Below are 12929 nucleotides of genomic sequence, written 5' to 3'. Positions count from 1 at the left end.
CTAAGGAACTAGCCGCCGCCCGTAAAGGTCAGGTACAGCAGGACCACGTTCAGGGTGATGAGCAGTCCGGCCACGAGCACCCCCAGGGCTGTTGTCCACCAGCGGTTGCGGTGCTCGCCCATCAGGTCCCGGCGGGATGTCAGCCAGAGCAGAGGCACAAGCGCGAAGGGGATGCCGAAGGAAAGCACCACCTGGCTCAGCACCAGTGCCCAGGTGGGATCCACTCCCGCGGCGAGGATGGCCAGCGCCGGCAGCAGGGTGATCAGCCGCCGCAGCAGCATGGGGATGCGCACCTTCAGCAGCCCCTGCATGATCTCCGCCCCCGCGTAGGCACCTACGGATGTTGATGCCAGACCGGATGCCAGGAGTCCCAGGGCAAAAAGAAGCGCGACGCCGCTGCCCAGGGCCCCGCCAATCGCGGCATGGGCGCCCTCCAGTGTGTCGGTGCCGTCCACACCCTGCAGCGAGGTGGCAGCCAGCAGGAGGATGGCGAGGTTGACCGTCCCTGCGACGGCAAGGGCAATAGTGACGTCCCAGCGGGTGGCGCGGATCAGCATGGAGGTTGTGAGGCCCTGCGCCCGCTCCGGGAACCGGTCCCGGGTCAGTGCCGAATGGGCGTAGATGGCGTGGGGCATAACGGTCGCCCCCAGAATCGAAGCAGCGAGCAGGACCGAACCGGCGCCGTCGAACCGGGGTACCAGGCCCTCCGCCACTCCGGCAGGGTCCGGCGGCGCGATGAAGACACCGGCGGTGAATCCGATGGCGATGATGGCCATCATGGAGACGATCACGTACTCGAAGCTCCGGTGCCGTCCACTGCCCTGAATCGCCAGGACTGCCATGGAAACGGCGCCGGTAATCAGGCCGCCGACCGGCAGCGGGAGATCAAAGAGCAGCCACAGGGCAACGGCACCGCCGATTACTTCGGCGACATCCGTGGCCATGGCCACCAGCTCTGCCTGCAGCCAGTAGAGCCGCCGTCTGGTGGTACTGCGCATCCGCAGGCCGACCAGTTCCGGCAGGCTGCGTCCGGTTGCCAGACCGAGTTTGGCGGACAGGTACTGAACCAGCCACGCCATGACGTTGCCGGCCACAACTACCCAGACCAGGAGATACCCGAAACGCGCGCCGGCGGTCATGTTGCTGGCCACGTTGCCCGGATCCAGGTAGGCGACTCCGGCTACCAGGGCGGGGCCGAGGAGCCAGGGCAGACGGGTACCCGCCCTGGGCCGGCCGGTGCGGGGATGTGAACCCGCGGGGGCTGCCTTGTGGAGCATATGGCCAACGTAGCACCAGGACTTCGGGCCGCCTAACAGTTAAGCGCAGGTGTGCTCAACAACGCCGGCATCAGTTGTCCGGCACACACCTCAGGCGCCGCTACATTAGGCTTTCGGTGTTTGTTTCCTCTGCGGGACGGGACCGGGTGCTGTGCTGGAGCACGGCGAGCCAGGCAAGGGCGCCGGCAACGGGCAGCAGCAGCACTGCAGCAAGCCACAGGGCACGCGCGGCGCCGGTGGTCTCCTCGGTCCGGAACAGGCTAATCACGGCACCGGTAGTCAGCGTAACTGTGAGCAGCAGCGCCAGGGCGGCGGCTGGGATCCACATGAGGTACTCCACGGGCATGGTGTTTAGGCACTTTCAGGCAGGCGTGTACGGGGTTGGGGCAGAAGTGCGGGGGTCACCGGCAGCCGGAACGCGTTGTTCGGCCAGTGCACTCCCAGCCTAGGGTCCGGGTGCAGAGCGCGGCATCATCCCTGGAGATGACTTTTTGGTGCCGGTGCTCATCCCAGCATGCCGCGGGCCGGCGTGGCCAGAGAATAGAGTTGAAGAATGTCCGCCGCTTCGCCATCCGCTGTTTCCCGTGTCTTCACTTCCGTTATTGCCGGTGCCAGCATTCCGATGGCCCTGATCATTCCCGCGTGGATCACCGCAGGCCGGATGCTGGTGGGTGCAGACGGCCGGCTGGTGACGGTTTTCGCGCTCACCGCCGGACCGCTGCTTGCGGTGCTGATGCTGACCGCGGCGGTAAAGATCACGGCCGGAGCAGCTGCACGCACCACCTTTGGTGCACCCATGAAGACGTCAGTGCTGCTGCTTGCGAACTGGTTTCTGGGCGGGATCTTCGGCTTCTTTGTTCCGGATTTCGGTACACCGCAGGCAGGATCGGTCTTCTCGTCCCTGGCCGGGCCGGAGGTGCTCGGATACTCGGCTGCCCTGGCCAATCCGTTCGGGATAGCCACCCTGTTCATCACCGTGGTGGTTCTGGTGAGGGCATTCCGGGACGCCTCGCGTTCCCGCAGCACCGGCATCGGGCAGCGGGTCCCTCTGGGCTGAACGCCTATCTCCCGGGTGCGGCAGGCGAGGGCAGGTTCCTGCCCTGCCAAGGCAGCCGCCCGGTCACTTCCAGCTGCAGGGAGTAGCTCAGGAAGGTTCGGATCAGCACAATGACGGCCAGTACGCCCAGCGACTCGAACGTCGGCGTCACAGCGACTGTCCGGATGATGTCCGCCGCTACCAGGAGCTCGAGCCCCAGCAGGATGGCCCGGCCCAGTTGCTGCCGGTACAGCTCGTAGACCCCGCTGCGGCGGCCAACGAGTCCCCGGACGGCGATCACGGTTGCCACCACCGCACCGGCAACGATTGCAGCCACACCTGCCAGATCCACGAAGGCGCCTACCGTCTCAATGATCTCCTGAAAATCCATCCTGCTGGCCGCTCCCCGCTCGCCTGGAGGATGCCCGTCGCACCCTCCCTAGTCCACTGAGCTCTGTGAGGCCGTCCAGTGTCAACGCACGGGAGCGCTCAGCGGGCTCTGGGCCGGGTAGTAGAAGCCGAAGTCATCGTAGGGGTCCTGCCAGGCGGAGGAATCCCGGGATATGCGGGTGACGGCGGATGCAGGTACCCAGCAGTTGTGGGCGCGGCCGTCGTCGTCGATCCAGTGCACCAGCACCTGGGTGCGTGTCCAGGCCACAGCCTTGCCGTCCACTTCCAGCAGGAGGCAGCGGACATAGGGTTCCTGCCGGTAGCGCGCGTGGCTAACGAGGGGCCGGGCTGTTGCCGGGTGGAGTGTGGAAGCAGGAGGAGCAGAGGAAGTCATGCGCCTACTCTTGCTGCCGCCACTGACACTGGGCTGACACGCTCCGGGTCCAGGTGGCTCTGCGGAGCGGAAGGCTCAGGCGGCTAGGAAGCCAGGTCCCGCCACTTCGCTGCAGCCTTGGTGCCCAGTGAAGTGCCGCTGTCCTTGACCTTCCGCGGGATCATCCGGATCACCGGAGCCAAATCGCTGCGTACTGAGCGGTGGGCGTCGGCAGGCGCGGACTCAGGCCGGGATGCGGGCCGGGCTACTGCTGCCTGGCCGTTCCGGTCCGGACGGTTCATCAGCAGGTACGCGAGGGCAACCGGTGCAATCAGGAGGGAAATCAGCGTGAGCGTGCCCAGCGCGTACAGGGCGAGCATGGCGTAAAAGGGCCGGTCGAACAGGGAAGCGACAAACCCGGCACTGCCCAGGAGCAGCCAGAGCCAGAAGACGCCCACCAGTGCGAGGGCGGTGCGTGCACGGCGGAAGAGCATTACGGAGCGACGGCGTGCTGAAGGCACGCTTGCCTGAGACTCACTGCCCATTTGGTTCTCCCCCAGCTACATGGGTCCAAGACGACGAACCCTACGGGTGATATTAGCCCGTTTTGTTCCGTAACTCTGGCATACACAGGCAACAATGGTCTGTGTCGTTCCAAGAGAGGAAAAACTTGCGCTCCACCCCCGGTCCCGGTCTGCTGTTCGTGCTGGTCTGCGCCATGGGCGCCGGCCCTGTGATGAACTACGGAATCTCCGCCACCAGCACGCTCATCATCTCGGATCTGGGTATCAGCGAATCGCAGTTCGGCCTGCTCGCAGCCACCTGCTTCGCCAGTGCGGCGCTGTCCTCGATGTCCCTGGGGCGGCTTAGCGACCGGATCCGTGCGCGGACCCAGATGCTGATTATCTTCGGGGGCACTGCTCTCTCGCTTGTATTTATGGCGCTGTCCGGCAACTACCTGTGGCTGCTGGCAGCCGTGTTGTTGTCCGGCCCCGCGCAGGCCATCTCCAACCCCACTACCAACCGGATCATCATTCATGCAGTGGAGCCGGGCAAGCGTCCGGGGTGGATGGGCATCAAGCAGTCGGGAGTGCAGGCCAGCCAGCTTTTCTCCAGTCTGTTCTTCCCGGCGGCAGCCCTGTTCGCAGGGTGGCGGGGCGCTGCGGTCGGCGCCGCACTGGTACTGGGGCTGCTGCTTGCATATTCATGGCACCGGCTGCCGCCCGAACCCCGGATCAAAACCCCCAATCGTGCTGAACGTGCCTCGGCCGAGCGCAGGTTCCCCGCCGCGGTCTGGCTGCTCGCCGCGTTCGTGCTCTTCTCCGGCGCGGGAATGCAGGCCACCAACGTCTACCTGCCGCTGTTTGCGCAGCGGGAACTCGGCTTCTCGCTCCTGATGGGAGGGGCAACCGCGGCCGCAGCCGGCGTCGTCGGGGTGGCTTCCCGCGTGCTGTGGGGCCGTCGTATGGCCGAAGGAGTGCGGGCCTCCACGCTGCTTCTCATTCTGGCCGCAGGTGCCATCTGCGGTGCCGGGCTGCTGCTGGCGGCAGGGGAGACCGGCATCCCCGCGCTGCTGTGGGCGGGCGTGCTTTTCCACGGTGCGTCGGTGCTCGGCGTCAACGTTGTGGTCATGGCAGGGGTCCTGCGCGAGGTGCCAAAGGAACGCGTGGGAGCTGCATCAGGAGCAGTGTCCCTGGGAATGTACGCAGGGTTCGCGTCGGGACCGCTCATCATGGGTCTTCTGCTTGAATTCTCCGGCGGTTTCCTGGACGGCTGGATCTTCATTGGAACTGCTTATCTGGCGTGTGTGCTGGTGGGGCTGGCGTATCGCCGCGCGGGCCGGCGCAAGGTGGATCACGCCGGTGAAGGAGGCAGTCACAGCGTGCACACAGCTGCGGATCAGTCCCGCGAAAGCAGTGAGGGCGAGGAAGAATCCGGCGGCGGGGGAGCATCTCCGCGCACTGCCCGGCCCCAGTAGCTGCCCGCTGGCTGGGCTGGTTGCCTGAGGTAGTCCGGGCAGAGCGCGGCTGGCTGTCTTGCCAGCAGCAGGGGTGCTTGGGGACGGCGCGCCGGGGCCTACCCGCCAGCGGGTTGCTGGGCGAGCAGCTCCTCGACCGCACCGACATACAGTGCCACCAGCGTCCGGGCGCATTCCCCAACGGCTGTGTCCGGAGGCAGGAAAGTAGCCGAGTGCAGCGGGCTCTGCGGTGCAGGGGAAGGACTGCGCACTCCCAGGAAGGCCATAACCCCCGGGACGGCTTCGGTGAAGAACGAGAAGTCATCCGCGCCGCAGCTGCGCAACGGCTCGGCACCTCCCAGTCCCTGCTGTGCCAGCCAACGCTCTGCGCGGGATGAGAGAACGGCATCATTCCGCAGGACCGGTTCACCAACGGTGATGCTGACTTCCGCCGTGGCGCCGGCTGCCTGAGCAGTATGTTCCGCACAGCGGCGCAGGGCCGTGTGCAGCAGGGACTGCTCATGCTTGTCCATGGTCCGCAGGGTGCCGCGGATCAGCGCCTGATCGGGAATGACGTTCGACGCCGTTCCTGTCTTGAGCTCGCCGACGGTCAGTGCGGCCGGGCTAACCGGGCTGACCGTGCTGCGGATCAGGTCGTACGCCGCCAGGCAGATTCTCGCCGCCACGGGGACCGGGTCGACGCTCGAATGGGGATACGCTCCGTGGCCGCCGCGCCCGCGGACTACGATTTCGAACTCGTCGGCAGCGGCGTTGATGGCTCCGCTGCCCGTCGCCACAGACCCTTCCGGGATGCCCGGGTGAACGTGGACAGCCAGGACGGATGCCACCTGTTCGCGGGCCAGCAGCCCGTCATTGATGATGTCCAGGGCGCCGGAAGGATAGGTTTCCTCCCGCGGCTGGGCAATTGCCGTCAGTGCGAAGGGCAGTTCGACGGCGGCTGCCGCCCGAACGAATGCCGCGAAGGCGGCCTGGTGCACGTCGTGGCCGCAGGCGTGCATGGCGCCGTTGGCAGAAGCGAAAGAGACATCGTTTTCTTCGACCAGGGGCAGGCCGTCCAGTTCGGTCCGCACCGCAACCGAGGGCCCGTCCTCCGGGCCTGTCCGCAGGTAGAAACCCGTGGACGCCACAGGCTGAACCGGACGGCTGATGAACCCTGCCAGCTGGTCTGCCGCCGGTTGTTCAGCGCCGGAAAGGCATGGTGCCGCATGCAGCCGGTGACGCAGTTCCACCGCACCGCCCAGCTCGAGGTCCAGCGCCGCATTGAGCTCGGCGAAGAGTGCGGCGGAAGTCTCCGTCCCGGATCCCTGCCGGACAACGGCTGCCCCTGTCACCGCGGTTCCAGCCCGTAGGCACGCTCGGAATTCACGTGGCCTATCAGGTGGGCAACGCGTTCCGCATCCGCCGGAGACCACTCGCCGTCCTCGACCCACCGTCCCACCACGCGGTCGAAGCCGCGGCGGAACAGGTGAGCGCCCAGGAAGTACAGCTCGGGCAGGCCAAAAGCGTCCGTGGAGAAGACAGCCTTGTGGAACGGAGTGAGTTCCAGGGACTCGGCGATCACTGCGTCGGACCGGCTGCCGGTGTAGTTCACAGCCAGTCCGACGTCGGCGTACACATGAGGGAACACATGGGCCAGATAGCCCGCTTCCCGCTGGAACGGGTAGCAGTGCAGGAGCATGACGGGAACATTGCGGCTGCGTACTGCACGGAGCCAGGCAGTCATGTTCAGGGGATTGCAGCGGTGCAGGTCTACGTCGGCGTCGCCGTAACCAACATGGAACTGGATAGGCTTGCCCAGATCCACTGCAGCCCACAGCAGATGCCGCAGAAGGACGGGGTGGTCCATGCGGGGTTCGTTTCCGGCAGCGGCGAGCCACTGCGCTGCCGCGGTTTGAACCTCCTGGTCGGACGGGCGGTCCGGGTTGAAGTCCAGACCGTAGCGGTAGGCCATGATGGACTTCACCCCTGCAGCGTTCCGGGAGCGTTCCTCCAGGGCTGCAGCGAAGTCGGTGGCGAAAGTTCCCGGCGTGGTCCCGGCTGCGGCAACGTCTTCGGCGATTCGTTCCAGCCTCACGACTTCACGGAACCCGGCGGACGCCAGCAGCCCGGTTTGCTCCGGGGACGTGATCTCCTCACCGCGGTAACCGGTTTCCACCAGCACCGTGTCCAGGTTTGCCGCACTCAGCAGCAGTGAATTGACGGCGTCCGCACCGAGCTCGGCACGCCGAGCCAAATAGTCCTCCGGCGAAACATGTGCCTCCAGGCCCAGCACCGGCGCACACCAGCGCCGGATAGCGAAGCCAAGCTGGGTGTCGAAGAAGGTTGTCCCGGCGGGTCCCGGCCAGCTGGATTCCGTGGCGAGGTCCTCAAATTCTGCGCGCTGCAGCGGCCGTGCCATAACACCGTGACAATGGTGGTCGATCAGCGGTGCGCCGAACATTCCGTCCTGACTGGATGTCCTAGTAGACACCGGTGTACCTCCTGCATTTTTCGGCCTCGGAAAGGCCGACGAGTTGGTTTATTTCGTCGCGTTTGATGGCGCGGTGGATGTCGATAAGGTCGGGCGCGAACCATCCCCGAACGACGTCGTCCGCCTGCAGGGCGTCAAGCGCCTCGGCCAGTGAACCGGGCAGATCGCTGACACCGGCTGCTCCGCGTTCCTCGGGGCTGAGTTCCTCGACCTGCCGGTCCACCACCACCGGGGTCGGAAGCCCGTCGCGGATGCCTTCGAGTCCGGCACGGATGAGGACACCCATCGTGAGCCAGGGGTTGCCTGCGGCGTCTCCGGCCCGGAACTCGAGGTTGAACTGGGGCCCGATCTCCTTCCCGGCCATATCGATCGTCGGACACACACGAAGCATGGCTTCCCGGTTGCGTTCACCCAGGAACGCCTGGGCAGCCGACCATCGATGGGGGGAAAGACGCAGATAGGAAATGTCGCTCGGCGAGGTGAGCGCCACCAGCGCCGCGGTGTGCCGCAGGATGCCTGCCGCGAAGGAGCCCGCGGCTTTTGACAGGCGTCCGGGAAGGTCCGGATCGTAAGTCACCGGTGCCCCGGCCGCATCCCGCAGGCTCAGGTGCACGTGTGCTCCGTTGCCCGATCCCTCGGCATCGACCAGCGGTGAGAAGGACGCCCGGCGCCCGGTAGCCACGGCGTAGTCGCGGACAATGTCCCGCAGCAGTACCGCGCGGTCAGCGGCTGCCAGGGCCCCGGTTGCCCCAACGGTTAGCTCCCACTGGTGGGCACCGTATTCAGGGAGCCAGTTCTCCGGATCGAGTCCCGCGTCGGCCAGGATCTGCAGCAGTTCCGTTCCCATTGGTTCCACGCTACGCATGGCCTGGTAGGAGAACGGTGCGTCCGGGAGAGCGTCGGACAGCAGCATGAACTCATGTTCGAAGGCCGCGTGGACGCTCAGTCCGGTCTCAGACTCGAGGTCCTCAATTGCACGCCGCAGGAACGTCCGGGGGCAGCATTCCCAGGCGGTTCCGTCCGTGTGGGTGATATCCGCCAGGACCACGTTCACCGGTGGTTTGCCGGGAATGCCGTCGATCCGGGTCAGCGTGCCGGCATCGGGAATCAGGCGCAGGTCGCCGATTGATCCGAAAGCGATCCCGTCAACAATGTGTCCAAACGGTCCGATCCCGATGTTCGCCGGGACCCAGCCGCATCCGGTCGCGAAATCCAGGTCACCCAGCCGCATGGCCCGCCCGCGCGTGATGGCGCTGATGTCATTCGTCGCGACGAAGACCAGTTCGTCGTCGCGGGTCTTCGGTTCACGCATGGGTGGCGTCCTCCTCGATAAGGCGTTCGCCTATTCGCCTCGCCATGGCGGGCGCCGCGATGACAATTCCGGCACCGACGAGGCACCAGGCTGCAGCGACGGCGGGGAAGTAGGAATACGGCGCCGGCTGGTCAACGGACTGGACCACAAAGACGAAGACCAGGTAGGCGATGCCGATGACGGGAAGAACCAGTTCCCAGCGCGGAATCGATCCCTTGCCGGAGAGGATATGGACAGCCACGCCCGCCGTGGTGGTCGCATAGGCCACAAGCAGGCACAGGACGGCGATGGTCGCGTACCAGTAGTACGCATCGAATGCACCGACCCCGCCGGCCCAGAGCAGTACGGCGAGCACAGCCGCCGTCGCGGTTACCGCTGCCACCGCCCGGCGCGGAATGCCGCTGCCCGGGTGAATGACGGAGAGCGACCGGGGGCCGAAGCCGTCACGGGCAAGTGCAAAGACCAGGCGCGAGGCGGCAGCGGTTGAACTCAGCGTCGAGGCGAACGCGACCATAAACGCGGCAAACGCCAGCAGGAGGGCGTATTCACGGCTGATGTACATGCCGGCCAGTTCCGTCAGCGAAGAGGACGACGCCGCGAACGCTGCAGCTCCTTCCTCGCTGGAACCAAATCCGACCTGCTGGCTGAACATCATAAAGACATAGATCAGGCCGCATCCCACAACGGATCCGCCGAGGGCAAGCGGGATGGCTTTGCGGGGATTGGCTGTTTCTTCGCCAAGTGAAGCGCACGATTCAAAGCCTGCCCAGGACAGGAACGCGAAGACTGAGGCCGTGAGCAGGGTGGAAAGCGGAACCTCGCCGGGCAGCAGAAGGGAAAGGTCCACGGCTGTTTCCACGGGTGCGGCCCCGGTGGCCGCCTTGACCAGGATGACGCCGCCGAGGATGAGCATGAGCAGGACACCGAACCCTCCGATGGCGGTCAGCAGCCGTGCCGTGAACCGGGATTCACGGAAGTTGGCGGCTAGGGCCAAGACCGCTGCCGCAAGGGAAGCGAGTATCCAGGGCAAGGACGCGGCGTCCGGGTTCCACGCTGTCATCCAGGCTTCGAGGAAGACGGCGCAGGCAGCGAGTGTGCACGCGGCAAAGGTGACGTAGGTGCCCAAGAGGGCGAATCCGCCAAAGAAACCTGCACGTGGACCGATCGTGCGTCCGGCAAGCGCGTACACCGAACCGGCATGGTTGAAGCGGCGTGTCAGGCGCACAAAGCCGTAGGCGATGAAAGCGGTGCCCGCGAACGCTACGAGAAAGACGAAGCTGACCGAGGTGCCAACCAGCCCCGCTACCCCAATGCCGTTCAGGGACATGGCCAGCAGCGGTGCCATAAAGCCGACGGAGAGAGCGGCTGCTTCCCAGGAGCGTAGTTTCCGCACGGGTTTCTGTTGCGTCGCTTGGGGCATGATGATCCTTTTCGATGGTGAGGAATCAGCCGGGGCCATGGAGCTCTACGCCGACCAGCAGGTGCGTACTGTTATAGGCATTTCATGATTGCACGGTCAAGGGTCCCTATGTAATGTTCATGTCATGAAACTCGAGGGCGAGGATGAGACACCGGTTGCACGCAGGATCTCCGAGGCTCTGTCAGCCTCCACTCCCTCCGGGCGCCGCATCGCGCGTGAACTTCTCAACGACTATCCGCGGGCCGGACTCGAAAGTGCTGCACGGCTGGCGGGCAGGGCGGGGGTCAGCGCCCCCAGCGTCATTCGCTTCGTGTCTTCCCTTGGCTACGCCGGGTATCCCGAATTCCAGGACCGGCTGCGCTCCGAGCTGGCACACCGCCACGTGTCAGCGCTCGAACAATTCGGAGGCAGCCACAGCACCGGGCAGGGGAGCGGATCCCTCCGCGACGCCGGCCGGGTACTTTCCCGGTCGGTGCAGGACGGATTCGACGTCCTTCCGGTGGGGGCATTTGAGGATGCCGTAGCCTTGCTCGCCCGTACGGACCGGAAGGTCTCAGTGATTGGCGGACGGTTCAGCGGCTTCCTTGCCGGATACCTGGCCGTCCACCTGGGACTCATGCGGCCGGGAGTGGACGCCGTCCCTGACGGGAGCCTCTCGCGGGCAGCGCGCGTGCTGGACCTGGGAGCCGCAGATGTCCTGGTGGTATTCGACTTCCGCCGATACGAGGAAGAAACAGTGAACTTCGGCCGGCGTGCGGCGAAGCAGGGCGCCACGCTCATCCTGATCACGGACCAGTGGCTTTCTCCCCTGGCATCCGATGCCGCAGTCACGCTGCCCTGCCCGGTGGAATCAACGGTTCCCTTCGATTCGCTGACACCTGCCATGGCAGTAACGGAGGCGCTCATCGCCGCGCTCGCCGCAGCTCTGGGCACGGCAGCCAGGGACCGTCTGGCAGCTGCCGAGGAGGCATACCCAATCAGTCCCGGCGCGGAGGAAAACCGCGCAATCTAGCCCGCGGCGTCGGGCTCCGGAGACGGCGAAGGCGGCGATCCCGCGTCTCCGGACGGGCTGTGGCGGGGGCTGTCCGGGTTCAGCAGCGAGTGCTTCCGGCTGTAGAACCAGTACACCGCCATCCCGATTAGCAGCCAGACGCCGAACCGCAGCCAGGTCTCCCAGTGCAGCTGCGCGATCAGGAAGGCGGAGGCCAGGACGCCGAACGCCGGAATCCAGGGCATCAGCGGTACACGGAACTCCCGCGGCGCATCCGGCTGGGTCCTCCGCAGCACGATCACCGCGATGCAGACCACCACAAAGGCGGCCAGGATGCCGATGTTGGTCAGGTCCGCGACCGCCCGGATCGGGAAGAACCCGGCGAGCAGGGCGGAGACGCCGCCCGCAATCCAGGTGACGCGCTGCGGGGTGCCGTTGGAGTCCGTCGCCGAGAACCAGCGGGGCAGCAGCCCGTCACGGCTCATGGAGAACCAGACCCGGGTTACGCCCAGCAGGAAGGTCAGCATCACGGTCAGGATCGACAGGACCGCGAACGCCGAGATCACCGTGGCAATCACAGGCAGGCCCACGTTCTGGAACGCTGAGGCGAACCCCGCCGTCGGACTGATTTCGGTGTAGTTCTGCATGCCGGTCAGGACCAGGGTGGCCAGGATGTAGAGCACCATCGCAATTCCCAGCGAGAGCAGGATGGCCTTGGGCATGTGCTTCTTGCCCTCCTTGGCCTCTTCCGCCGCGGTGGACATGGCGTCATAGCCAAACACCGCGAAGAACACCGTGGCGGCGCCGGTGAAGACCGCACCGAAGCCGTTGGGCAGGAACGGCGTGTAGTTGGACGTGTTGACGAAGAAAATGCCCAGCCCAATGATGAACAGGATCAGCAGGACCTTCAGGCCCACCGCCACCAGTTCGAAGCGGCCGAACGTCTTGGTACCGCGGCTGAGGATAAACGTGATGAACAGGCACACCACGAGGGCCGGCAGGTTGACCAGCCCGCCTTCAATCACGTCCCCGGTGCCCTGCATCCACACCGGTACGTCCAGGCCGATTCCGGCCATGAACTCGGTGAAGTACCCGGAAATGCCAATGGCGACGACGGCGACGATCGCCGTGTACTCCAGCAGCAGGTCCCAGCCAATGAACCAGCCGATGATCTCCCCAAGGGCCACGTACCCGTAGGTGTACGCGGACCCGGCGCGCGGAACCATCCCGGCGAACTCGGCGTAGGACAGTGCAGCCGCAGCGCTCGCCAGCCCCGCGATGAGAAAGGAAATCAGCACGGCCGGACCCACGCCCTCGGCGTCGGGCCCCCCGTTGGCGACCAGCCCGGCCAGTGTGAAAATACCGATGCCGATGATGCCGCCGACGCCGATGGCGGTCAGCTGCCAGAGCCCCAGGCTTTTGAAGAGTTTGGAACCGGAGGCTTCGTCTTCGGTTTCCTCGATGGGCTTGCGTCGGAAAACGGATGTTCCCTTGTCTGCCGCGGACAAATTGGCTCCTTGGACATCATGGACGGTGGTGCTGCATGGAAGTATCTTCCCCGCACGCCCCCGCCGGAACCCCCTTCGCGTTTTTCCTGCCCGCAGCCCCGGAACCCGTTCAGTGCCGTCCAGCTGAGAAGGTGCGGCCTCTGCGGACCGCACCTTCTCAGCTAGGAGCAGTCA

The 12929-nt window shown here is 65.7% G+C and carries 13 protein-coding genes; 3 read left to right on the top strand and 10 right to left on the bottom strand.

Annotated elements, in window-relative coordinates:
• Window positions 1-8: 8 nt before the first annotated feature.
• Together FYJ28_RS13390 and FYJ28_RS13385 are read right to left on the bottom strand one after the other, a co-directional pair.
• On the bottom strand, window positions 9-1277 hold the full coding sequence (locus FYJ28_RS13390) for an Nramp family divalent metal transporter (protein WP_154579627.1): 1269 nt from the start codon (window positions 1275-1277) through the stop codon (window positions 9-11).
• A gap of 100 nt (window positions 1278-1377) precedes the next feature.
• Window positions 1378-1617 (bottom strand): PLDc N-terminal domain-containing protein, encoded by a 240-nt coding sequence (locus FYJ28_RS13385; RefSeq protein WP_195840681.1) that lies wholly within the window; start codon window positions 1615-1617, stop codon window positions 1378-1380.
• Between the two features lie 213 nt (window positions 1618-1830).
• On the opposite strand from FYJ28_RS13385, the gene FYJ28_RS13380 reads away from it, so the two are divergent.
• Window positions 1831-2334 (top strand): hypothetical protein, encoded by a 504-nt coding sequence (locus FYJ28_RS13380; protein ID WP_154579626.1) that lies wholly within the window; start codon window positions 1831-1833, stop codon window positions 2332-2334.
• Between the two features lie 4 nt (window positions 2335-2338).
• On the opposite strand, the gene FYJ28_RS13375 is transcribed toward FYJ28_RS13380, so the two are convergent.
• The 3 genes from FYJ28_RS13375 to FYJ28_RS13365 all read right to left on the bottom strand — a co-directional run bounded on the left by FYJ28_RS13375 (window position 2339) and on the right by FYJ28_RS13365 (window position 3621).
• A complete protein-coding gene (locus tag FYJ28_RS13375; protein ID WP_154579625.1) occupies window positions 2339-2704 on the bottom strand; it encodes a DUF1622 domain-containing protein in 366 nt (121 codons plus the stop codon).
• An 81-nt stretch (window positions 2705-2785) separates the two neighbouring features.
• The gene (locus FYJ28_RS13370; protein WP_154579624.1) at window positions 2786-3097 is read right to left on the bottom strand and encodes a hypothetical protein; all 312 of its coding nucleotides are present in this window, start codon (window positions 3095-3097) and stop codon (window positions 2786-2788) included.
• A gap of 83 nt (window positions 3098-3180) precedes the next feature.
• On the bottom strand, window positions 3181-3621 hold the full coding sequence (locus FYJ28_RS13365) for a hypothetical protein (RefSeq protein WP_152970014.1): 441 nt from the start codon (window positions 3619-3621) through the stop codon (window positions 3181-3183).
• Window positions 3622-3746: 125 nt separating this feature from the next.
• Here FYJ28_RS13365 and FYJ28_RS13360 point away from each other — a divergent pair, with 125 nt between their 5' ends.
• On the top strand, window positions 3747-5054 hold the full coding sequence (locus FYJ28_RS13360) for an MFS transporter (RefSeq protein ID WP_229780465.1): 1308 nt from the start codon (window positions 3747-3749) through the stop codon (window positions 5052-5054).
• A gap of 98 nt (window positions 5055-5152) precedes the next feature.
• On the opposite strand, the gene FYJ28_RS13355 is transcribed toward FYJ28_RS13360, so the two are convergent.
• From FYJ28_RS13355 to FYJ28_RS13340, 4 genes are read right to left on the bottom strand one after another with little or no spacing between them, the layout of a single operon-like run.
• Window positions 5153-6385 (bottom strand): M20 metallopeptidase family protein, encoded by a 1233-nt coding sequence (locus FYJ28_RS13355; protein ID WP_154579623.1) that lies wholly within the window; start codon window positions 6383-6385, stop codon window positions 5153-5155.
• On the bottom strand, window positions 6382-7524 hold the full coding sequence (locus FYJ28_RS13350; protein ID WP_326831714.1) for an amidohydrolase family protein: 1143 nt from the start codon (window positions 7522-7524) through the stop codon (window positions 6382-6384). Before FYJ28_RS13350 ends, FYJ28_RS13355 begins: the two co-directional genes overlap by 4 nt.
• Window positions 7514-8836: a glutamine synthetase family protein gene (locus FYJ28_RS13345; protein ID WP_154579622.1), complete on the bottom strand. Its 1323-nt coding sequence runs from the start codon at window positions 8834-8836 to the stop codon at window positions 7514-7516. Before FYJ28_RS13345 ends, FYJ28_RS13350 begins: the two co-directional genes overlap by 11 nt.
• Window positions 8829-10256 (bottom strand): APC family permease, encoded by a 1428-nt coding sequence (locus FYJ28_RS13340; RefSeq protein WP_154579621.1) that lies wholly within the window; start codon window positions 10254-10256, stop codon window positions 8829-8831. Before FYJ28_RS13340 ends, FYJ28_RS13345 begins: the two co-directional genes overlap by 8 nt.
• A gap of 124 nt (window positions 10257-10380) precedes the next feature.
• Between FYJ28_RS13340 and FYJ28_RS13335 the strand changes: the two genes are divergently transcribed.
• Window positions 10381-11268 (top strand): MurR/RpiR family transcriptional regulator, encoded by an 888-nt coding sequence (locus tag FYJ28_RS13335; protein ID WP_055242668.1) that lies wholly within the window; start codon window positions 10381-10383, stop codon window positions 11266-11268.
• On the opposite strand, the gene FYJ28_RS13330 is transcribed toward FYJ28_RS13335, so the two are convergent.
• Window positions 11265-12755, bottom strand: coding sequence for an amino acid permease (locus tag FYJ28_RS13330; RefSeq protein WP_154579620.1), 1491 nt, complete (start codon window positions 12753-12755; stop codon window positions 11265-11267). The two genes, FYJ28_RS13335 and FYJ28_RS13330, sit on opposite strands and share 4 nt — an antisense overlap.
• Window positions 12756-12929: the final 174 nt, after the last annotated feature.

The organism is Arthrobacter sp. BL-252-APC-1A (assembly GCF_009696625.1).
Classification (GTDB): Bacteria; Actinomycetota; Actinomycetes; order Actinomycetales; family Micrococcaceae; genus Arthrobacter_B.
Note: the sequence above shows the minus strand (reverse complement) of the source record. Positions and strands in the feature narration are given on the sequence as shown.

Coding starts and splice junctions, on each gene's coding strand:
- FYJ28_RS13390 (WP_154579627.1), bottom strand. CDS start 1,277: ATGCTCCACAAGGCAGCCCCCGCGGGTTCACATCCCCGCACCGGCCGG.
- FYJ28_RS13380 (WP_154579626.1), top strand. CDS start 1,831: ATGTCCGCCGCTTCGCCATCCGCTGTTTCCCGTGTCTTCACTTCCGTT.
- FYJ28_RS13375 (WP_154579625.1), bottom strand. CDS start 2,704: ATGGATTTTCAGGAGATCATTGAGACGGTAGGCGCCTTCGTGGATCTG.
- FYJ28_RS13370 (WP_154579624.1), bottom strand. CDS start 3,097: ATGACTTCCTCTGCTCCTCCTGCTTCCACACTCCACCCGGCAACAGCC.
- FYJ28_RS13365 (WP_152970014.1), bottom strand. CDS start 3,621: ATGGGCAGTGAGTCTCAGGCAAGCGTGCCTTCAGCACGCCGTCGCTCC.
- FYJ28_RS13345 (WP_154579622.1), bottom strand. CDS start 8,836: ATGCGTGAACCGAAGACCCGCGACGACGAACTGGTCTTCGTCGCGACG.
- FYJ28_RS13340 (WP_154579621.1), bottom strand. CDS start 10,256: ATGCCCCAAGCGACGCAACAGAAACCCGTGCGGAAACTACGCTCCTGG.
- FYJ28_RS13335 (WP_055242668.1), top strand. CDS start 10,381: ATGAAACTCGAGGGCGAGGATGAGACACCGGTTGCACGCAGGATCTCC.